Here is a 22,265-nt window from a genome sequence, read left to right on the forward strand (position 1 = left end):
GATCTGCTTTAGTTCAGGTCGGCGAACAGACCGTCGGGCACGGTGGTGGCCTTACCGACCAGATCGGCGCCGCCAAGGTCATTCATCAGCGCCAGCATCTTGTTCGCGCCGTCGATGTCAACCGGACCGCGCGCAGGCGTACCTGCCAACCAGTCGGATTTGAGCTGGTCGAACTGGGCGTCGGTCTTGGCGTTCATGATCGGGCGGATTGCCTCCCATGCGGCGTCGTCGCTGGCCAGCAGATCCTTGGCGTCACGGCTGGCGTCATACAGCGCCTGCGCCAGACCGGGGTTCGCTGCCAGAAAGCTTTCCTTCATGTAGTAGCCCAGCAGCGGGGTGTCGGTGTTCAGCCCCAGCGCCTTGCCTGCCGTCTCGACCGAGATCACCTCTTCCATGCCGGCGGCTTTCATTTTGGCAAGGAAGTGCCAGAAGTTGATGGCCCCCTGCAGGTCGCCGCTGAGGCCCGATTTGAAGATCAGCGGCGGCGCGCCAAAGACCTGCTCTGTCTCGGCCTTCAGGTCCATGCCGTATTCCTGCTGCGCGTAGGCGCGCAGGATCAGCCATGATTTGTCCAGCGGACCACCGGCAATACCGATCTTGCCGCCTGCCAGATCCTTGAGCGAGGTGACGCCGCTGCCTTTTGGCGCGACCAACCCGCCAACCGCCTTGGAGTAGGGAACAAAGACATAGTCCTTGCCAGCAGCGCGCTGCCGCGCCACCCAGATCCAGTCGGCAACGGCCACATCCGCCTCTCCACCCTCGACAGCGACACGGGTTGCGCCATTGTCAGCATACGGCGCGATTTCGAGGTCAAAGCCATGCGCCTCGTCAAATCCCTGCTCGACGATGGTGGATAGTTCCCAATTCACGGTGCCGATTTTCAGCACGGCGGCGCGGATAACAGGCAGATCCTGAGAAAAGGCGGGAGCAGCAAGAAACATCGCCAAAACTGCGCAAGCGCCCCGGCGTGTGATGGATCGGATCATGTGATGTCTCCCGGTTGGCTTCTCGGACCTTGCGGTCGGTTTGGTACATTGTGGGCATTGTTGCACCGCTGACCATTGGCCTTTGGTCGCGGCTGCGGTGGCTATTCGGCGCGACGGCTGACCTCATTCAGGTCTGCGTCCAGTTCGATGTCGAACTGATGGCCGCCCTCGCAGATGACATCGTCCAGATCATATCCGCCATCCTCCATCTCGATATCGTGAGGGTCCATCTGGCACTTCATATCGGCCAGAACGGCGGTGATCTTGTCTACGGTATCCTGAGGGATCGCGTCGCCATCCGCAAAGGACGGAGCGGCAATGAACACTGCAAAGGTCAAGGCTAGGGTACGGGTCATATCTGAAGGCTCCGGTGGGTTACTGAATGCTGATGCGGATCTGCTGGGTTTCGCCGGTCGATCCGGGAATGCGCAGGATGTGAGTGCCGGGTTTGATGGCGACAAACGACAACTCCGCCACGCCTTCCGCGTCAAATTCGATCGAGTCTATGGCCATCGGGCGAATTTCGATCTGGTTGATGACAATCTCATTCATCCAGATCGCGCGAAAAAACTCTGACCCCGTGATGGCCAGTTCAGCGGATCCGTCGGAGGTGATGATCATCTTGTAGTAAGCCCCGGATTGCAGGGTCACGTCCTCGCCCAGCGGCTGACCAGAGGAGAGTGTCAGTTGGATCGGCTCTCCCCGGTTGCAAGAAGCCAGCAGCCCGGCAAAGCCGAGATCATCACACAAAGGCGCCGCAATGACAGGGGTGGCAAGGCCGCATGAAAGGGCGGCAGCAGTCAGAAACTTCATCAGGTTCTCCTATACTTGAGGGTCATGGCCATGCTGCGAGTTGGCTGGCCGACTTGTGCCGTTCTGATCGCCTTTTCTCGGGCGACATCGGGAAAAATGTTGGATTGCGGACATGTGGGGAAAAGCGTGGCGCGTCGGGGCGACAACCGGGTTCATCCACGCCGCGGAGCGACATTACCGCCAAAAGCGGAGCGATCATCCGTTGCATTACCCCCTCCCTTCCCCGCCTCGTCGTCTCGGGTGTGTCGATGTCATCCCAATCAAACCGGGGGCTTTTCGCAACCGGTACTTTTGGCCCGGTTGCGTGGATGACGGACAATGCCAGCGCAGTGAATTGGCGGCGATTGCCAGCAGTTTCAGGCCCGCAATGACCTTGCCGCGCGCCTGTTGATTCGCGCGTTGGGCGCACCGCTGTCTTTCGGACCGGTTTGGCAATTCAACGTCTGGACGTTGCAGACCGTAGACGACCCTGCCTTGAAAGGAGGTTGAGGACAGGGGTCATGCTCTTCAAATGCCAGTAGTCAGCGCCCCATCCAGCCGCCGTCCACCACCAGGATCTCACCGTTCACATAGTCCGACGCGGCAGAGGCCAGAAAGACCGCCGGTCCGGCAAAGTCCTGCGGCGTGCCCCAACGCCCCTGCGGAATCCGCGCAAGGATCGCCTCGGACCGGTCCGGATCGTCCTGCAGGGCCTGGGTGTTGTCGGTGGCGATATAGCCCGGCGCAATGGCATTCACGTTTACGCCTTTGCCCGCCCATTCATTGGCCAGCGCCTTGGTCAGCTGCCCAATCCCGCCTTTGGAGGCGGCGTAGCCCGGCACGGTGATCCCGCCCTGAAAACTCAGCAGCGAGGCGGTGAAGATGATCTTGCCCCTGCCCCGTTCAACCATCCCGCGCCCGATTTCACGGCTGAGGACAAACTGCGCCGAGAGGTTCACCTCAATCACCTCATCCCACCACTCGTCGGGATGCTCTGCCGCTGGCTTGCGCTTGATGGTGCCGGCGTTGTTGATCAGGATATCGGGCTTGATCCCATCCGCCTCGACCTGCGCAGCAAACCCCGTTACCGCCGCGCGGTCGGAAAAATCGCACTGGTATGGGGTGAACTTGCGCCCCAGCGCCGTCACCGCCTGTTCCACCTCGGACCCCGGCCGCATGGACGCACTGACACCCACAATGTCCGCGCCCGCCTGCGCCAAGGCTTTTGCCATGCTGCGGCCAATCCCGCGCTTGCAGCCTGTAACCAAAGCGGTCTTGCCGGTCAGGTCAAAGGATTTCAGGACAGTCATTCGCATTCTCCGATCTTGATCAGGGTCTTTCGGGCTGTCCGGCAGGCGTCAATTCTGATCATCCGTGCATGTCGTCATGCGCAGCCTGCAATCTTGCCCAGTCAAAGACCACCCCCGTCCCCGGGCTGTCCGGGGCGACCGCAAGGTGATCCTCGACCACCAGCGGGCGGGTCGTGTAGGTGTCGATGGGAAAGGAATGCACCTCGATCCAGCCGCCTTGCCCCTGACCGGACACAAGGCTGACGTGCAACTCCTGCATCCCGTGGCTGCAGACCGGAATGCCGTGGGCACGGCCCAATGCCGCCACCTGTAGCCAGCCGGTGATGCCGCCGCAGTTGGACGCATCCGGTTGCAGAAAGCTCAGACGTGCCTCCGCCACCGCGTATTCAAATTCATGAATCGTGTGCAGGTTTTCTCCCATCGCCAGCGGCATGCCGGTGGCGTCGGCGATCTGGCCATAGCCCTTGTAGTTGTCGGGGATGATCGGTTCCTCGAACCATGTGATATCATAGGGCGCAAAGGCCCGCGCCGCCGCGATCGCCTGATCCACTTCCATCGAATAATTGGCATCGACCATGAACGTCACATCCGGGCCGATCAGGTCACGCACCGCCTTGATGCGGACGACATCCTCGGCCAGCGTCGGCTGCCCGATCTTGATCTTCACACCGTTGAAACCACGGTCCAGATAGCCCCGAATGCTGTCCAGCAGCTTTGGCAATGGAAAGTTCAGGTCGATCCCGCCCGCATAGGCGCGGCATCGGTCCCCTGCCCCGCCCGCCATCTGCCACAGCGGCTGGTCCATGCGTTTGCCGCGCAGATCCCACAGCGCGATATCCACCGCCGAGATCGCAAATGACGCGATGCCCCCGCGCGCGACGTAATGCACATGCCATTGCATCGCGTCATACAGCGCCTCGACATCTTGCGCCGACCGACCGATCAGAAACGGCGCAAGGTCATGTTCGATCATCGCGGCAATCGCGCGCCCGCCCTTGCCGCCGGTATAGGTATACCCGGTCCCTTCGCTGCCGTCTTCCAGTGTGACCGTGGCGGTGATCAACTCGAAATGGGTATGGTCGCCGTGTTTGGCATCACTCAGCACCTCGGCCAGCGGCACATCGAACAGGCGGACGGTAACGCGCGCAATGCGATTGGCGGAATTTGAGTTCGTCATGTCAATGGCTCCGGTGAACTGACCGCACCAATATCAGGCAGTGACTGCATTCGACAGTCGGCAAGTCACATCGCCCCCGGCAGAAACGCTTTCAGCATCCTCCGAACTGCACAACGGATCACCCCGGCACCAACTGGAACCCCTACAAGCGTGTCCGCGTCGTCCCCTCCCTATTGCCCGTTCTTGGCACGGCGCACAGGCCCGCAAGGGTCAGATTAGGTACAGCGCGCGCCTCACGCGCGGAAGGCGCAGCCTAAGACGAAACCCGTTCGACATGTATTGCGTCAGCCCTTGAGGAACGCATTGCGGTCGATCAGGAACTTGTCGGACAATGGCAAGCTAGCCGCACCAAGCGCGCGCGCATCCCGCCCGATGCTGCCTTCGCGCAGGTCCGGCACTTCGATGCCCGGCACCCTGATCTCGTTCAGGCGACGCGTGGTTCGGGCGACCAATGTCGCGCGCACAGTGTCCGGCAACCATCCGTCGATCACCACGCTTTCAAAGTCGATCAGGCAGGATGCGGATAAGATCGCATAGGCAATCCCGTCAGCGGCATGGGTCATCCACGCATCCAGAACGCCGTCGGGCAAAACCCATTGGGCCGGGTTGTCCCAGATCATCCCGCTGTCACCGCCTGCATCGGTCACCAACTGTTCGAGCGAATATATGGACGCCACATCGACCAACTGGCTGACTTTGTCCCCCTTGATGCCAATTGGAATCGACGCCACGGCCGCCGCGTTGCCGCTGTGTCCGGTGAACACCGTATTGTCGATGACCAACCCACCGCCGACAAAGAAACCGACGAAGAAGTAAAGGAAATCTCGGGATTTGCTTTGATCGCCAAAGACCAGTTCGGCACCGCATGCCGCAGAGCCGTCATTGCGCAGGTAGACCGGAAAATCCCAGACTGCGGCAAGTTCGTCCGCGATCTTGCGGTCGCGCCAGGCCTCCATCTCCGCGGTGGGCAGGCCAAGCGGCTTGGCCCAGTCCCACAACCTGAACGGAATGGAGATGCCCAATCCAGCGACACGGGCGCGATGCTCTGGCGAAAGCTGGTCAAGCAAATGAGTTATCGCACCGTTTGCAAATTCGATCACGCCGTCGGGGGTAGGATAGCGATGGGCCAGGTGAACACGGTCTTCGACGCGGCCGTGGAAATCGGTCAATACCAAGTCCAGCGACCGACGCCCCACCTTGAGTCCCAGAAAGAACGCGCCATCGCGCGCCAAACTCATTGGAACCGACGGCTGGCCGACTTTTCCGCGCACCGGATTGCCCTTTTTCAGCAAGCCTTCTTTTTCAAGCGCGCGCATGATGACCGAAACGGTTTGTGCGGACAGTCCGGTCAGGCGGGCGATTTCGGCCTTGGGCAGCGGTCCGAATTGCCGGATCAACGACAGGACCAACCGTTCATTATGGGCCCGAACGCCGCTCTGGTTAGAGCCGCGCACTCTGTCTGACGGCAGGGTCACCGGATCGCCGTCTAGCCGGTTGCTGTCCATGTTGTTCCTTCCGGAGGCATTGAGTGACGCGCGTCCTGTCTGGTCAGGTTTCCTCTTTCGGCGTCAACTGTCAATAATAAATAACGCGAAGTGATTTATATTGACACAAGCCGCCCGAATCGGCTTTCTGGATGATGGAGGGTCGGCGTTTATCCCGGCTCTTGGGTCCGCTTGAACTGCCGCGTCGGACCCCGCGGAATTTGGGAGGATAACATGAAAACGCTTCTGACTGGCACGGCCATTGCCCTGACCGCCGCCACCCTGGCAACCGGCGCAAGCGCCGCCAGCCATTCGATCAGCGCGTGCCTGATCACCAAAACAGACACCAACCCATTCTTCGTAAAGATGAAGGAAGGCGCGACTGCCAAGGCCGAGGAACTTGGCATCGAGCTGAAATCCTTTGCCGGAAAGATTGACGGCGATCACGAAACACAGGTTCAGGCCATCGAAACCTGCATCGCGGATGGGGCCAAGGGCATTCTGCTGACCGCCTCCGACACCTCATCGATCGTTCCGGCCGTACAACAGGCGCGAGACGCCGGCATCCTTGTCATCGCACTGGACACACCGCTGGAGCCGATCGGCTCTGCCGACGCGACCTTTGCCACCGACAACTTTCTGGCGGGCGAACTGATCGGAAAATGGGCCGCGGGCAAGCTGGGCGATGCTGCCGCCGACGCCAAGATCGGCATGCTGGATCTGGCCGTATCGCAGCCGTCCGTCGGCGTTCTGCGCGATCAGGGGTTCCTGACCGGGTTTGGGATTGACGTCATGGATGTCACCAAGTGGGGCGATGAAACCGATCCGCGCATCGTCGGCAACGACGTGACGCAGGGCAACGAAGAGGGCGGTCGCCGCGCGATGGAGAACCTGCTGGCGCAGGACCCAATGATCAACGTGGTCTACACCATCAACGAACCCGCAGCCGCCGGGGCCTATGAGGCGCTGAAATCCATCGGACGCGAGAACGATGTTCTGATCGTGTCGGTCGACGGTGGCTGCCCGGGCGTCATGAACGTGGCCGATGGCGTGATCGGCGCGACCTCTCAGCAGTATCCGCTGCTGATGGCGTCGCTGGGCATCGAGGCGATCAAGAAATGGGCTGACGAAGGCGTCAAACCAGAGCCGAGTGAAGGCAAGAACTTCTTCGACACCGGCGTGTCGCTGGTCACTGACCAGCCGGTCGATGGCGTCGACTCGATCTCTGTCCAGGAAGGTACGGAGCGTTGCTGGGGCTGATGCCGAACTTCTGAACAATCGCGAAGGGGCGGTAGCCGCCCCTTCGTCATGGACGCGTTGCCGCCTTGTCGCCTAGGCTGGCTCCAAACGCGCAACAGAACGCACCCACATACTTGATCTGGGAGGATCCCACATGACCGAGTCTGCCTCGAAGGGGTCGGACTACGAATCGTCGTTGTCCGCAGCCACCAATCAGGTCGCCGAGTTCGAAAAGCCCCAAGGTTTTGTTCACAAGGTGCAAAACGCCTTACACACGAATCCAGCCCTTGTTCCGCTCATCGTCCTTGTAATGTCCATCGTGGTCTTTGGCGTATTGCTGGGGTCCAAGTTCTTTTCGCCCTTCGCGCTGACCTTGATCCTGCAGCAAGTTCAGATCGTTGGCATCGTGGCAGCGGCGCAATCGCTGGTGATCCTGACCGCAGGCATCGACCTGTCTGTGGGTGCGATCATGGTCATGAGTTCGGTCGTGATGGGGCAGTTCACCTTTCGCTATGGCATCCCGCCGTTCATCTCGGTGATGTGCGGTCTGGCGGTTGGCACTGGCATCGGCGCGATCAACGGTTTGCTGGTCACCCGGATGAAACTGCCGCCCTTTATCGTGACGCTGGGCATGTGGCAGATCGTTCTGGCCGCCAACTTTCTGTATTCAGCAAACGAAACCATTCGCTCTCAGGACATCGAACAGAATGCCGCGATCCTGCAGTTCTTTGGTACAACCCTGCAATTGGGCAGCGCGCGCCTGACCTATGGTATCATCTTCATGCTGTTGCTTTTTGGCGTACTGACCTATGCGCTGACGCAAACGGCGTGGGGACGACACGTCTACGCGGTAGGCGATGACAAAGAAGCAGCCGAACTGTCGGGCATGGAGGCGAACAAGGTTCTTGTGTCCGTTTATGCACTGTCTGGCCTGATCTGTGCCTTTGCTGGCTGGGCCCTGATCGGGCGCATCGGGTCGGTCTCTCCGACCTCGGGGCAACTGGCCAACATCGAATCCATCACCGCCGTGGTGATCGGGGGCATCTCGCTGTTCGGTGGGCGTGGCTCTGTTTTGGGGTCGCTGTTCGGGGCGCTGATTGTCGGCGTGTTCACCTTGGGTCTGCGCCTGATGGGGGCGGATGCGCAATGGACCTACCTGCTGATTGGCGTACTGATCATCGCTGCGGTCTCTGTCGATCAATGGATCAGAAAGGTTTCGGGATAATGTCTGTGCAACCCATCGTTCAAGGCCGCGGGATCGTGAAGCGTTACGGCCACGTCACCGCCATCGACCATTCGGATTTTGACCTTTACCCGGGTGAGGTGCTGGCCGTGATCGGAGACAACGGCGCCGGCAAATCCTCGATCGTCAAGGCGATCTGCGGCGCGGTTCAGGCCGACGAAGGCGAGATCAAGATCGAGGGCAAGCCGGTGCATTTCACCTCACCGCTGCAAGCCCGTGAAATGGGGATCGAGATCGTCTATCAGCAGCTTGCCCTGTCGCCATCGCTATCCATTGCCGACAACATGTTTGCGGGGCGTGAGCTACGCAAACCCGGATTTATGGGCACGGTCTTTCGCCAACTCGACAAGAAGGCGATGGAAAAGTTCGCCCGGGACAAACTGACCGAACTGGGCCTGATGACTGTCCAATCAATCAATCAAGCGGTCGAAACGCTATCGGGCGGCCAGCGTCAGGGCGTGGCAGTGGCGCGGGCTGCAGCCTTTGCCCGCAAGTTCATCATCATGGATGAACCGACCGCAGCGCTTGGTGTCAAGGAAAGTCGCCGTGTGCTGGAACTGATTCAGGACGTGCGATCAAAGGGCATTCCGATCATTCTGATCAGCCATAACATGCCGCATGTCTTCGAGGTGGCGGACCGCGTCCACATCCACCGGCTGGGCAAACGGCACGCGGTGGTCGATCCGGCCAAGATCTCGATGTCGGATGCGGTTGCGATCATGACCGGCGCGATGGATCCACCGCCAATTGAAGAGCAACAGCTTACGCCCAAGGCCGCAGCATAGCGCTATATCGGCGGTCCGCCTTCGGACGGGCCGCCCTTGACTGGCACCACCTTGCAACAGCAAACGAGACGAAAACACTAATCACAAATCGGGTCTAGCCTTTGGCACACAACTACTGTTAGCGATAACAGGCGCACCACGGTCAGCGGGAGGACCGGTCGATGGCGCGCGTCACGCGGCCCGATAGACAGGACAGGACCGACCCTATGAAAGAAGAAATTCTCGCGCATCTGCGCTATTCGCTCGGCAAGGATGCTGAACACGCCGCGCTGTATGACTGGCGCATGGCCCTTTCGCTCAGCCTGCGCGACCGAATGGTAGACTCCTGGTATCAAAGCACCAAAGCCAGCTATACGGGCCACAAAAAGCGGGTCTACTATCTTTCGATGGAATTCCTCATCGGTCGCCTGATCGAGGACGTCGCTGCCAATATCGGCCTTACGGACGAAGCACGCGCCGCCGTGACAGAACTGGGTCAGGACTATGACATCCTGGTTCATGACGAACCCGACGCAGCCCTTGGCAACGGTGGCCTTGGGCGCCTTGCCGCCTGTTTCATGGACAGTCTGGCCACGCTGGGCATTCCGGCGATGGGCTATGGCATCCGCTATGAACATGGACTGTTCGAGCAGGACTTTGTCGAAGGCCAGCAGATCGAAAAACCGGAAACCTGGCTTGCACAGCGTCACGCCTGGGAATTCGAACGCCCGGAAGTCAGCTACAAGATCGGTTTTGGCGGTCATGTGCAGCATCACGAAGGCAAGGCCAAATGGCACCCGCATGAAACCGTACTGGCGACAGCGTTCGACACGCCGGTTGTCGGCTGGCAGGGCCGTTGGGGCAACACATTGCGCCTGTGGTCGGCGCGGCCGCAGAAGGAGTTCGACCTCGCCAGCTTTAACCGTGGCGATTATTTGGCTGCCAGCCGGTCAGAGGCGCTGGCGCGCACGATTTGCCGCGTCCTTTATCCGGACGACACCACCGAAAGCGGCAAGGAACTGCGGCTCAAGCAAGAGTATTTCTTTACCGCCGCCTCGATTCACGATCTTTTGCGCCGGTTCTTTATCGATCATGACGACATTCGCGCCCTGCCTGATGCCGCCGCGATCCAGCTGAACGACACGCATCCCGCGATCGCCGGGCCGGAACTGGTCCGTATCCTTGTCGATATCCACGGACTGGAGATGGCGGAGGCAATCGAACTGGCCCGCCGCTGCCTGGGCTATACCAACCACACGCTGCTGCCAGAGGCGCTGGAACGCTGGCCCGAATGGCTGCTGGGCCGTGTCCTGCCCCGGCATCTGGAAATCATCCGTTCGATTGAAGACTCCCAGCAGTCGCACCACCCCGACAGCCCACGCATCCTTGACCACGGCAACGTCAACATGGGTGAGCTTGCGTTTATCATGGCGCATAAGGTCAACGGCGTCTCGGCTCTGCATACCGATTTGGTCAAATCGACCGTCTTTGCCGATCTGCACCGCATCCACCCGAACCGCATCGTGAACCAGACTAACGGCATCACGCCGCGCCGCTGGCTGTATGAATGCAACCCCGCCCTGTCGAAACTCATCACGCGTGAGATCGGCGATGCCTGGCCCGCAGATCTGGACCAGCTCAGCCGGCTTCGGGACCGCAGTGGTGATCATGGCTTTTTGCAGGAGTTCATGGCGGCCAAGCGCGTTAACAAGGAACGCCTGTCGAACTGGGTTCAGGAACACTGCGGCATCGCCATCGACCCCGATGCCATGTTCGACGTGCAGATCAAGCGCATCCACGAATACAAACGCCAGTTGATGAACATCCTGGAAACCATCGCGTTCTGGAATGAGATTCACGCCAACCCGAACGGCAACTGGACTCCGCGCGTCAAAATCTTTGGGGGAAAGGCGGCACCGGGCTACCATGTCGCCAAGCAGATCATCCGCCTGATCAACGACGTTGCTGGCGTGCTCAACAACGACCCGGTGACCAAGGACCTGCTCAAGATCGTATACCCGCCCAACTACAACGTGACGATGGCCGAAATGCTGATCCCGGCGGCGGACCTCAGCGAACAGATCTCGACCGCAGGCAAAGAGGCATCCGGCACCGGCAACATGAAGTTCGCCCTGAACGGCGCGCTGACCATCGGCACACTGGACGGTGCCAACGTCGAAATCCGTGACCATGTGGGGCCTGAAAACTTCTTCCTGTTTGGCCTGACCGCCGCCGAAGTAACAGAGCGGCGCAGCCACCACGGCTATGCCCGCGCTGCCATCGAACAAAGTCCGCGTATGCAAAAGGTGCTCGCCCAGATCGCCGAGGGACGTTTCTCACCAGAGGAGCCCAGCCGCTACCACGATCTGGTCGGCAATCTGTGGGATCACGACCATTTCCTCGTGTCCTGCGATTTCGACACTTATTTCGATATGCAGCGCCGCGCCGACGAAGCCTTTACTCAAACGTCGTCATGGGCTGCAATGGCGTTGAACAACACTGCCGGTGTCGGCTGGTTCTCATCGGACCGTACGATTCGCGGTTACGCGCGCGATATCTGGAATGTCGGCAGCGCCATCGATGGCGAATTGGAGCAGAGCGCATGACAGCCCCCCTAGACCAATCAACCGCACGCCAGATCGTCGAAGGCCGCCACGGCGACCCTTTTTCGGTTCTTGGACAGCACACCTTGCCGGATGGCACACAATCGGTGCGCGTCTTTCGCCCGAACGTGGATCTGGTCGAGGTGCTGGCCAGTGGCAGCGATCTGGTCTTGGGGACACTTACTCCGGTAGACGGCGCTCCGGATCTGTATGAGGGCATCTTGTCGGGCGTTTCCGGGCGTTTCGACTATCGATTGCGGCTGTCCAACGCCGACGCGACCTGGGTAGAGGAAGACGCCTACGCCTATGGGCCAATCCTGGGCGAGATGGACGAATACCTGCTGGGCGAAGGCACGCACGGCCAGTTGTGGCGTGCGCTTGGGGCGCATCTTACCGCCTTGGGCAGTGCGCCGGGTGTGCATTTTGCGGTCTGGGCGCCCAATGCGTCACGCGTGTCTGTTGTCGGCAGTTTCAACGACTGGGACGGGCGACGCCATGCCATGCGCCGCCGCGGCGATACCGGCATCTGGGAAATCTTTGTCCCCGGTGTGAGCGAAGGCGCAGTCTACAAATACGAACTTCTGGACGCCAACGGACAGCTTTTGCCTCTCAAGGCCGATCCGGTTGGATTTGGGTCCGAGGTGCCGCCTCTCACCGCCTCTGTCGTGCGCGACCTGACCCAATTCGGCTGGCAGGACCACGCATGGATGGCGACCCGCTGGCAAAAACACCGTATCGATCAGCCGGTCTCGATCTATGAGGTCCATTTGGAAAGCTGGCGGCGCGTCCCCGAGGACGGCAACCGGTCGCTGAGCTACCGCGAAATGGCAGACCAACTGGTCCGTTACGCCGCCGACATGGGGTTTACCCACATCGAACTGACGCCAGTCTCTGAGCATCCCTTTGGCGGTTCGTGGGGCTATCAACCCGTTGGCCTATATGCGCCCACGTCGCGGTTTGGCTCGCCGGACGACTTCCGTGCGCTGGTCGAGGCAACCCATGAGGCCGGGCTGGGCCTGATCATCGACTGGGTGCCGGGCCATTTCCCGACCGACGCACATGGCCTTGCACAGTTTGACGGCACCGCCCTGTATGAGCACAGCGATCCGAAAGAAGGGTTTCACCCGGACTGGAACACGCTGGTCTACAACTATGGCCGTTCCGAAGTGTCCAACTTTCTGATCGCCAACGCCCGCTACTGGCTGGAAGAATTCCACATCGACGGGCTGCGCGTGGATGCGGTCGCCTCGATGTTGTACCGCGACTATTCCCGCAAAGAGGGCGAATGGGTGCCCAATGAACACGGCGGCCGCGAGAACCTTGAGGCGATTTCCTTCCTGCGGCGCATGAACGAACAGGTCTACGGCATGCATCCCGACGTGATGACGCTAGCCGAGGAAAGCACCGCCTTTCCCGGTGTCAGCGCGCCAACATCCCATGACGGGCTTGGTTTTGGGTTCAAGTGGAACATGGGCTGGATGAACGACACTCTGCGTTACATGTCCGAGGATCCGATCAACCGGAAATACCATCACGACAAGATGACCTTTGGTCTGCACTACGCCTTTACCGAAAACTTTGTGCTGCCGATCAGCCATGACGAAGTGGTACACGGCAAGGGATCGTTGTTGGGACGGATGCCGGGCGACGACTGGCAGCGCTTTGCCAACCTGCGCGCCTATTTTGGCTTCATGTTCGGCCATCCGGGCAAGAAGCTGTTGTTCATGGGCTGCGAATTTGCACAGCCCGAAGAGTGGAACCACAACCAGAGTCTGGACTGGCACCTGCTGGACGACGACCGGCACAAGGGCATGCAAAGCCTCGTGCGGGATCTGAACGGCCTTTATCGTGAGACGCCCGCGCTGCATCAGTTGGACAGCAAGGCCGAAGGCTTTCGCTGGATCGACGGCGGCAACGCGGCAGACTCGATCTTTGCCTGGGTCCGTTTGGGTGAGGATGGTGAGGCGCCGGTTCTGGTGGTGTCTAATTTCACACCTGTCACGCGCACGGACTACCGGATCGGCGTGCCAGCCGCAGGTCACTGGCAGGAGCGCCTGAACACCGACGCGCCGGTTTACGGCGGCAGCGGACAGGTCAACGGCGGCGGTGTCACCGCCGACCCGGAGGCCTCACACGGCTGCGACCATTCGATCAAGATAACCGTACCGCCTCTGGCGACGGTGTTCTTCAAACTGTCCGCAGTGGAATAAACAGACACCTGATCACGGGGGAGGATCACATGCACAACGACAGGTTCACGCTGGCCCAGCAAACGATGGCCTATGTCCTTGCGGGTGGGCGCGGGTCGCGCCTCAAGGAAATGACCGATATTCGGGCAAAGCCTGCGGTCTATTTCGGTGGCAAGACACGGATCATCGACTTTGCGCTGTCCAATGCGGTCAACTCCGGCATTCGCCGAATTGGCGTTGCGACCCAGTACAAGGCGCACAGTCTGATCCGCCACCTGCAACGCGGCTGGTCCTTTTTCCGGGCCGAACGCAACGAGGGGCTGGATATCCTACCCGCGTCACAGCAACTGGACGAAGAGAACTGGTACAAGGGCACCGCCGACGCGGTGACGCAAAACGTTTCGATCATTCGGGGATACGGTCCGAAATACATCCTGATCCTGGCAGGGGACCATATCTACAAGCAGGATTATTCGTTCATGATCGAACAGCATGTCAGTTCGGGTGCCAAGGTGACCGTGGGCTGTATCGAGGTGCCGCGCGAAGAGGCCAAGGGCTTTGGCGTTATGGCAGTAGACGAGACCGACAAGATCCTGGAGTTCGTCGAAAAACCGGCCGAACCGCCCACCATGCCCGGCGATCCGACCCGCTCTCTGGCATCAATGGGCATCTATGTCTTCGAGACCGAATTCCTGTGCGATCTGCTGGAAGCCGATGCAAGGAACCCCGACTCGTCCCATGATTTCGGCAAGGACATCATCCCCGGCCTAGTGGCCACAGGGGATGCTGTGGCGCATCCCTTTGGCCGCTCCTGCGTCATGTCCGGGCTGGAGAAAAAGCCCTACTGGCGCGATGTCGGCACACTGGACGCCTATTGGCAGGCCAACATCGACCTGACGGATTTTGAGCCGGAACTGGATATCTACGCCACCAACTGGCCGATCTGGACCTATTCCGAACTGACCGCCCCGGCCAAGTTCATCCACAACGAAGAGGGGCGGCGCGGGCTGGCCGTGTCCTCGATGGTGTCGGGTGGATGCATCATCTCGGGGTCATCACTGGAACGCTGCCTGATGTTCACCGGGGTCAAAACGCATTCTTATGCACAACTTGAGGGCGTCGTTGCCCTGCCCTACGCAGAGGTCGGCCGCCACGCCAGCATCAAGAACGCTATCATCGACCGGGGGGTCAAGATTCCCGAAGGTTTGATCGTCGGTGAAGATGCCGAACTGGACGCCAAGCGGTTCCGCCGAACAGAAAACGGCGTCTGCCTGATCACGAACGAGATGATACACAAGCTGGAGTTGTGACATGAAGGTGCTGATGGTCACCTCGGAATGCGCACCCTTCGTCAAGACGGGGGGCCTCGCCGATGTGGCGGGTGCTCTGCCAAGCGCACTGGCGGCGCTGGGGGTCGAGGTCAAGACCGTCTTGCCCGCTTACCCCGCCCTGTTCCCGCTGCTGGCACAGGGCAAGGAAGTGGCCAGCTTTGGTGATCTGCCCGGCGGCTCTGGTCGGCTGGTCGAGATCACAGCAGAGGGCGTAAATCTGTTGCTGCTGGACGCGCCCCAACTGTTTGATCGTCCCGGCGCCCCCTACACCGGCCCCGATGGCAAGGACTGGACGGACAATCACATCCGGTTCGCGGCTCTGGCGCAGGCCGCCGCGCGGATCAGCTTTGACGGGTTGTCCGGATGGGTGCCGGATGTTGTTCATGCCCATGACTGGCAGGCCGGGCTGACGCCGGTCTACCTGCGGCAGGACGGGCGCACGCCGCCCGCATCTATCATCACGATACACAACATCGCCTTTCAGGGCCGGTTCGGTCCACATGTCATGGGCGATCTGCAACTGAGCAGCGACTGGTTTCATCCCGACGGGCTGGAATACTATGGCGACGTGAGTTTTCTGAAGGCCGCGCTGGTCTATGCCGACCAAATCACGACCGTCAGCCCAACCTACGCGCGTGAGATCCTGACACCTAAATTCGGCATGGGTCTGGATGGCGTGCTCAACAAGCGTGCCAATGCACTGTCCGGCATCCTGAACGGTATAGATCTGGACGCCTGGAACCCGAAGACGGACCCCGCGTTGGCCGCGCCCTATGGCGTGAAAACGCTGACCGCCAAAGCCAAGAACCGGGCCGAGGTGGCAAAACGGCTGGACCTAGACCCGGACCACGATGGCCCGTTGTTCTGCGTCGTCAGCCGGTTGACCCTACAAAAGGGGCTGGATGCGCTGGCCGGTGCGCTGCCCGGACTGATTGAGGGCGGCGGACAACTGGCGCTGCTGGGATCGGGCGATCCGATACTGGAGCAGGCCTTTCAACAGGCCGCCAAACGGTTTCCGGGCCGGATCGGCGTTCACATCGGCTATGACGAGGCATTTTCGCATCTGATACAGGCAGGCGCGGATGCCATCCTGATCCCATCGCGGTTTGAACCCTGCGGTCTGACGCAACTGTATGGATTGCGCTATGGCACCCTGCCGGTGGTTGCGCGGACCGGCGGATTGGCCGATACGGTGATCGACGCCAACCACGCGGCTCTTGCCGCCGAGGTGGCAACCGGGTTTGTCTTTGACGACGTGTCTGTGGACGGAATCGGTGCGGTCCTTGACCGCGTGTTTGACGCCTACAGGAACCGCACGCTTTGGCAAAAAATGCAGACCGCAGCGATGCGGCAACCCGTGGGCTGGGAAAACTCGGCCCGCAAATATGTCCAGATGTACGAGACACTGATCGCATGAATTCGACGGCCCGCGGCCCCCACCGGATCTCCTCTGGCAGATCCACCCCTCTGGGCGCGGTCTTTGACGGCGAAGGCACGAATTTCGCGCTGTTTTCCGACCATGCCCATCAGGTGGACCTCTGCCTATTTTCGCCTGACGGCAAGACCGAGCTGCAACGCCTGCCCCTGCCCGAACGCAGCGGTGCGGTCTGGCATGGCTACGTCCCCGAACTGCGGCCCGGCGCGCTATATGGATACCGGGTTCATGGCCCCTTCGCGCCCGAGCGCGGCCATCGATTTAATCCCAACAAGCTATTGCTTGATCCCTACGCGCGGATCTTGCACGGCAACTTCACCACCAATCCCGAAACCTTTGGCTATGCCGTCGGCACCAGCGAAGGGGATCTGTCGTTCAGCACCTCCGACAGCGCGCCGCACGTCCCCAAGGCCGTTGTCTGGGATCCTGCCGATTTTCCGCCCGATGCCAAGGGATTGAAACGCGGCTGGGACGGCACACTGATCTACGAGGCCCACGTCAAAGGCAGCACGATCCGCCACCCCGATGTGCCCAAGGATCTGCGCGGCACCTATGAGGGGTTGGCCTCGCAGCCGATGCTGGATCATCTCACCCGTCTTGGCATCACCACGGTGGAGCTGTTGCCGGTGCAGGCGATCCGGTCTGAGAACGCGCTGACCGCGCGCGGGTTGGTAAATCACTGGGGCTACAACACTGCCGCCTTTTTTGCGCCTGAACCGCGCTACCTTGGCCCCGCAGGTGTCGCCGGGTTCCGCACGATGGTCGAGCGGTTCCACAACGCCGGGATCGAGGTGATCCTTGACGTGGTCTACAACCACTCCGCCGAGGGCGATCATCTGGGGCCAACCTTTGGTTTTCGCGGGCTCGACAATGCGTCCTACTACCGGCTGGTCGAGGGGCAACCGCGATTTTACGTCAACGACACCGGCACCGGCAACACGTTGAACGTACAGCACCCCTTTGTCCTGCGGATGGTACTGGACAGCCTGCGTTTCTGGGTGGAATGCATGGGCGCGGACGGCTTTCGGTTTGATCTTGCCACCACCATCGGACGGGAAAAACACGGGTTTGACCGGCATGGCGGTTTCATGGATGCACTGCGCCAAGATCCGGTGCTGAGTCAGGTCAAACTAATCGCAGAACCTTGGGATCTGGGCCCCGGTGGTTACCGCCTTGGGCAGTTTCCACCGGAATTTGCCGAATGGAACGACCGTTTTCGGGACACGCTGCGGCGGTTCTGGCGCGGCGATGGCCATGCGGCGCAGGATCTTGGCTCTGCCCTGTTGGGCACCGCCGACCTGTTTGACACCCGTGGGCGGCGCGCTTGGTCCTCTGTCAACTTTGCCGCCGCGCATGACGGGTTCACGCTGGCCGATGTCACGTCTTACGCGCTGCGGCACAACCACGCCAACGGCGAGGGCAACCGGGACGGGCACCACGCCAATCATTCCGACAATTTCGGGGTTGAGGGTGAAACCGATGACGCCGACATCCTTGCCGCCCGCCAACAGCGCCGCCGCAACATGCTGGCCACAGTACTGCTGTCGCAGGGCACACCGATGATCCTTGCCGGCGACGAAGGCGGCAACAGTCAGGGCGGCAACAACAATGCCTATTGCCAGGACAATGAGATCAGCTGGCTGGACTGGGACACGATGGATACGGACCAGATCGCGTTCACGGAGGCCCTGTCTCGCTTTCGCAAGGACCATGGAGCGCTGCGCCAGTCGCGGTTCCTGCATGGGGTAGAGCGTACGGACAGCCAGCCCGATGTCGAGTGGCGCGCCTTTGACGGCAGCGCGTTGAACTGGCGCGATCCGGGCCTGTCCAGCCTTTGCCTACTGCTGCGTGGGTGCGCCGAAAGCCCGGCGAGTTGCGCTGATGCCGAAGAAGTCTTGCTGGTCTTCAACCGTGAAGGCGCGCCTCAGACGCTGCAACTGCCGACGCCAGAAGCGGGCAATTGGCGGCGTGAGATCGACACCTCGACTGCGGCGCAGACGCCGATAGAGATCACCGAGGCGACCGTGACGGTCGCCGCGTTCAGTGTCGCGGGCTTTGTCCGCTTTCCGGAGAGCCAGACATGATCGCCCCCGACGACGCATTGCGCCAATTGGCGCGGGCCTACGGTGTCCACCTTGGGTTCCACGACCTTCAGGGGGCAGAGCATGGCGCATCACCCGACACGCTGCGAGCGCTTCTAGGCGGCATGGGAGTCGACGCCTCAACTGAGGCCGCTGTTATAGAGACGCTGGCCGAAAGTCAGGCGCACCGGGATGAGGCCCATGTCCCGGACGAGATCATCGCCACCGCAGGCACGCGCGTCTCCTTGCCGGTTTCGGCCCCCTGCGACTGGATGGTGTTGGACGAAAGCGGTGCCGAGGTGATGGCCGGGCGCGCCGGGAACAGCATCGACCTTGACCCATTGCCGGTCGGGTATTTCACCCTGCACGCCGCAACGCCGGACCGCCGGACCGAATCGCTGGTGCTGTCCGCGCCGCAACATGCGCCAACCGTGCCGGATGTGACCGGACGCGCCAAAGGTTGGGGAGTTTGCGGCACGCTGTACGGGCTGCGGTCGGGGCACAATGGCGGCCTTGGCAGCTACGCCGATCTGCCCGCCGCCCTGCGGGCCTTGGCCAAATGCGGAGCACAATTCTTTGGTCTGAATCCGATCCACGCCCTGGGCTGGGCCGCGGACGAAATGATCAGCCCCTATTCGCCGACGCACCGGGGTTTTTTCAGCACCGATCACATTGCGCCGCGAGCCGGCCTAGGCCCCACCCCCAAGGGCGATCTGGTCGATTACCCCACCTTTCGTCGCCGCCAGCGCGCCGCGCTGCGCGCAGAATACGCCCGGTTTGACGCCACACCCGCACCTGAGCGGAAGGCATTTCAGGTGTTTCGTGCCCAAGGCGGCCCGGTGCTGGACACCTTTGCGCAGTTTGAGGCGCTGAGCGCGACCCATGGTGAGGATTTCCGCAAGTGGCCCGAGGCCCTGCGCAAACCGGGCGCAGAGGCGGCGCGGGCGGCCTCGGCGGATGTGGGGTTCCACCAATGGCTGCAATGGCGGGCTGAAAGGCAGATCGACACCGCGCAGGCGGCTGCGCTGGACGCGGGGATGGATTTTGGCCTGTACCTTGATCTTGCCGTGGGCGCGCGTCCCGGCGGGGCCGAGGTGTGGATGCACCGCGATACCATCGCGCAAGGCGTTTCCATCGGAGCGCCACCGGATCATCTAAATCCCGAAGGCCAGTCCTGGAACCTGGCTGCCCATGCGCCCGCGCGGCTGCGCGCGGCGCAGTACAAACCGCTGCGCGCCATGCTGCGCAAGCTGATGGCCAAGGCGGGTATCCTGCGGGTGGATCACGCACTGGGCCTGCTGCGCAGTTTCTGGATTCCTGACGACGGCAGCCCCGGCGGCTATGTCTCACAGCCGTTTGACAGCCTGCTGGCCGTCATCGCAATCGAGGCGGCGCAGGCGCGCTGTGTTGTGGTGGGGGAGGATCTGGGCCTTGTGCCCGACGGCTTCCGTGAAAAGCTGAACGGCGCGGGCCTGCTCAGTTATGCAGTCTGGCAATATGAGACGCCCGGCGACGGGCAACTGTGCCCGCCGCGCGATCTGCGACCCTTTGCGCTGGCCTGTTTCGGCACCCATGACACGCCAACGATAAAGGGGTTCTGGTACGGGCAGGACATCGCATGGTGGCAACGCATGGGGTGGCTGTCGGGCGGAGAGACCAGCGCGCGGCACGACCTGCGCGCGCGGCAACGCCAAGGTTTGCGCGCCATGTGCGACCTGCCGCCACTCGCCACTCCAGAAACGATTGCCGCGTCTGTTCAGGCGAAACTGTGTACCGCGCCCTCGGCGTTGGTGGCGCTACAGCTCGACGACCTGCTGGGTGGACTGGAGGCACAGAACCTGCCTGGCACCGTTGACCAGCACCCAAACTGGCGCCGTCGGAATCCCGTCACTGTCGAACGGCTATCTGAGGCATTGCCCGCTGACCGTATCCGCGCTTTCATGCCCGCAGACCGCAGCGGGACCGATCAGAAAGGACCGACCCAATGACGCCTATCACGCGCGCCCTGACGCCCTTTGACGGGCAAAAGCCCGGCACCTCCGGTCTGCGCAAAAAGACCCGTGTTTTCATGCAAAAGGGTTATCTTGAGGCCTTTGTGCAGTCGATCTTCAACGCCATCGAGGGAGTTGCAGGAAAGACCTTTGTGGTTGGCGGCGACGGTCGGTTCTTTAATGCCGAGGCAATCCAGACCATCCTGCGTATGGCCGCAGCACAAGGCGCGGCACGTTGCATCGTCGGTCAGAACGGGCTGCTGTCCACGCCAGCCGCGTCGAACCTGATCCGACAGCGCAAGGCCAACGGTGGGCTGATCCTGTCAGCCAGCCACAATCCCGGTGGGATCGACGCGGATTTCGGGCTGAAATACAACATCTCGAACGGTGGACCGGCTCCCGAGGGCGTGACTGCAGCCATGTTCGAGCAGACCAAGACAGTGTCTGAGTATACTACGCTGGACAGCGCGGATCTGGACCTGTCCGCATTGGGCGAGGTGGCGCTGGGCGACATGACGGTCGAGATCGTGGACCCGGTGACGGACTATGCCGCGCTCATGAAGGAACTCTTTGACTTCAAGGCGATTTCAGACCTGATCGCAGGCGGCTTTACCCTGCGGTTCGACGCGATGCACGCGGTCACTGGCCCCTATGCCACCGCGATCCTCGAAGGAATGCTGGGCGCACCAAAAGGGACGGTAATGAACGGCACGCCGTCGGTGGATTTCGGCAAGGGGCACCCCGATCCGAACCCAATCTGGGCCAAACCGCTGGTCGATCTGGTCATGTCGGACGACGGCCCGGATTTTGCCGCCGCCTCAGACGGGGACGGCGACCGCAACATGATTCTGGGCAAAGGCGTCTATGTGACCCCATCTGACAGTCTGGCAGTGCTGGCGGCAAATGCGCATCTGGCCCCTGGCTACAAACGCGATCTGGCGGGCGTGGCACGGTCGATGCCGACCAGCCGCGCAGCGGACCGGGTGGCGGAAAAGCTGGGCATCGCCAGCTTTGAGACACCCACGGGGTGGAAGTTCTTTGGCAACCTGCTGGACGCTGGCAAGGCCACGCTGTGCGGGGAAGAAAGTGCCGGAACAGGCAGCGACCATGTTCGCGAGAAAGACGGGCTATGGGCGGTGCTCTTGTGGCTGAACATATTGGCGGAGCGCAAGGTTTCCGTAAAAGATATCCTGAATGACCATTGGCAGACCTACGGTCGCGACTATTATTCCCGGCATGATTATGAGGCCGTCGATGCCGCCGCCGCGGAGGCGATGATGGCGGATATGAACGCCCGTCTGGGCGATCTGCCCGGAACAGAGGTCGGCGATCCGCCCAAGACCATCGCCGCCGCCGACCAGTTTTCCTACACCGATCCGGTGGATGGGTCGGTCAGCAACAATCAGGGCCTGCGTCTGCTGTTTGCCGATGACAGCCGCGCGGTGATTCGCCTGTCCGGCACCGGCACAGAGGGCGCAACGGTCCGGGTTTATCTGGAACGCTATGAACCCGCGAACGGCGATCTGGAGGGCGAAACTCAGGCCGCTCTGAGTGATCTGGCCAAGGCTGTGAACGCGCTGACGGGTCTGTCCGAACGCACCGGGCGGGACGCGCCGGATGTGATGACCTGAAAAGCTGAA

At 61.3% G+C, this 22,265-nt stretch carries 16 protein-coding genes; 10 read left to right on the forward strand and 6 right to left on the reverse strand.

Annotated elements, in window-relative coordinates; translation table 11 throughout:
* Positions 1–8: 8 nt before the first annotated feature.
* The 6 genes from ANTHELSMS3_RS03765 to ANTHELSMS3_RS03790 form a co-directional block, all read right to left on the reverse strand.
* A complete protein-coding gene (locus ANTHELSMS3_RS03765) occupies positions 9–986 on the reverse strand; it encodes an ABC transporter substrate-binding protein (RefSeq protein WP_094033706.1) in 978 nt (325 codons plus the stop codon).
* Between the two features lie 101 nt (positions 987–1,087).
* Positions 1,088–1,342: a PepSY domain-containing protein gene (locus ANTHELSMS3_RS03770; protein WP_094033707.1), complete on the reverse strand. Its 255-nt coding sequence runs from the start codon at positions 1,340–1,342 to the stop codon at positions 1,088–1,090.
* A gap of 19 nt (positions 1,343–1,361) precedes the next feature.
* Positions 1,362–1,799 carry a hypothetical protein gene (locus ANTHELSMS3_RS03775; RefSeq protein ID WP_094033708.1) on the reverse strand — a complete coding sequence of 146 codons (438 nt, stop codon included), beginning with the start codon at positions 1,797–1,799 and terminating at the stop codon, positions 1,362–1,364.
* Positions 1,800–2,320: 521 nt separating this feature from the next.
* Positions 2,321–3,088 carry an SDR family oxidoreductase gene (locus tag ANTHELSMS3_RS03780; RefSeq protein WP_094033709.1) on the reverse strand — a complete coding sequence of 256 codons (768 nt, stop codon included), beginning with the start codon at positions 3,086–3,088 and terminating at the stop codon, positions 2,321–2,323.
* 58 nt (positions 3,089–3,146) lie between these two features.
* On the reverse strand, positions 3,147–4,265 hold the full coding sequence (locus ANTHELSMS3_RS03785; protein WP_094033710.1) for a mandelate racemase/muconate lactonizing enzyme family protein: 1,119 nt from the start codon (positions 4,263–4,265) through the stop codon (positions 3,147–3,149).
* A 284-nt stretch (positions 4,266–4,549) separates the two neighbouring features.
* Positions 4,550–5,770 (reverse strand): ROK family transcriptional regulator, encoded by a 1,221-nt coding sequence (locus ANTHELSMS3_RS03790; protein WP_094033711.1) that lies wholly within the window; start codon positions 5,768–5,770, stop codon positions 4,550–4,552.
* 213 nt (positions 5,771–5,983) lie between these two features.
* Here ANTHELSMS3_RS03790 and ANTHELSMS3_RS03795 point away from each other — a divergent pair, with 213 nt between their 5' ends.
* The 10 genes from ANTHELSMS3_RS03795 (at position 5,984) to ANTHELSMS3_RS03840 (ending at position 22,256) form a co-directional block, all read left to right on the forward strand.
* Positions 5,984–7,009 (forward strand): sugar ABC transporter substrate-binding protein, encoded by a 1,026-nt coding sequence (locus tag ANTHELSMS3_RS03795; protein WP_094033712.1) that lies wholly within the window; start codon positions 5,984–5,986, stop codon positions 7,007–7,009.
* Positions 7,010–7,142: 133 nt separating this feature from the next.
* A complete protein-coding gene (locus ANTHELSMS3_RS03800; protein ID WP_094033713.1) occupies positions 7,143–8,213 on the forward strand; it encodes an ABC transporter permease in 1,071 nt (356 codons plus the stop codon).
* Entirely contained in the window at positions 8,189–9,016 is an 828-nt protein-coding gene (locus tag ANTHELSMS3_RS03805) for an ATP-binding cassette domain-containing protein (protein ID WP_094033714.1), read from the forward strand. The genes ANTHELSMS3_RS03800 and ANTHELSMS3_RS03805 overlap by 25 nt, the downstream gene beginning before the upstream one ends.
* A gap of 206 nt (positions 9,017–9,222) precedes the next feature.
* On the forward strand, positions 9,223–11,601 hold the full coding sequence (locus ANTHELSMS3_RS03810) for a glycogen/starch/alpha-glucan phosphorylase (RefSeq protein ID WP_094033715.1): 2,379 nt from the start codon (positions 9,223–9,225) through the stop codon (positions 11,599–11,601).
* Complete coding sequence (glgB, locus tag ANTHELSMS3_RS03815; RefSeq protein WP_094033716.1) at positions 11,598–13,808, forward strand: 1,4-alpha-glucan branching protein GlgB; 2,211 nt, start codon at positions 11,598–11,600, stop codon at positions 13,806–13,808. Before ANTHELSMS3_RS03810 ends, glgB begins: the two co-directional genes overlap by 4 nt.
* 29 nt (positions 13,809–13,837) lie before the next feature.
* Positions 13,838–15,097 (forward strand): glucose-1-phosphate adenylyltransferase, encoded by a 1,260-nt coding sequence (gene glgC / locus ANTHELSMS3_RS03820; protein ID WP_094033717.1) that lies wholly within the window; start codon positions 13,838–13,840, stop codon positions 15,095–15,097.
* Position 15,098: 1 nt separating this feature from the next.
* Entirely contained in the window at positions 15,099–16,535 is a 1,437-nt protein-coding gene (gene glgA / locus ANTHELSMS3_RS03825; RefSeq protein WP_094033718.1) for a glycogen synthase GlgA, read from the forward strand.
* On the forward strand, positions 16,532–18,637 hold the full coding sequence (gene glgX, locus ANTHELSMS3_RS03830; protein ID WP_094033719.1) for a glycogen debranching protein GlgX: 2,106 nt from the start codon (positions 16,532–16,534) through the stop codon (positions 18,635–18,637). The genes glgA and glgX overlap by 4 nt, the downstream gene beginning before the upstream one ends.
* A complete protein-coding gene (gene malQ / locus ANTHELSMS3_RS03835; RefSeq protein ID WP_094033720.1) occupies positions 18,634–20,622 on the forward strand; it encodes a 4-alpha-glucanotransferase in 1,989 nt (662 codons plus the stop codon). The genes glgX and malQ overlap by 4 nt, the downstream gene beginning before the upstream one ends.
* Complete coding sequence (locus ANTHELSMS3_RS03840; RefSeq protein ID WP_094033721.1) at positions 20,619–22,256, forward strand: alpha-D-glucose phosphate-specific phosphoglucomutase; 1,638 nt, start codon at positions 20,619–20,621, stop codon at positions 22,254–22,256. The genes malQ and ANTHELSMS3_RS03840 overlap by 4 nt, the downstream gene beginning before the upstream one ends.
* The last annotated feature ends 9 nt before the right edge of the window (positions 22,257–22,265 follow it).

The organism is Antarctobacter heliothermus (assembly GCF_002237555.1).
Lineage (GTDB): Bacteria > Pseudomonadota > Alphaproteobacteria > Rhodobacterales > Rhodobacteraceae > Antarctobacter > Antarctobacter heliothermus_B.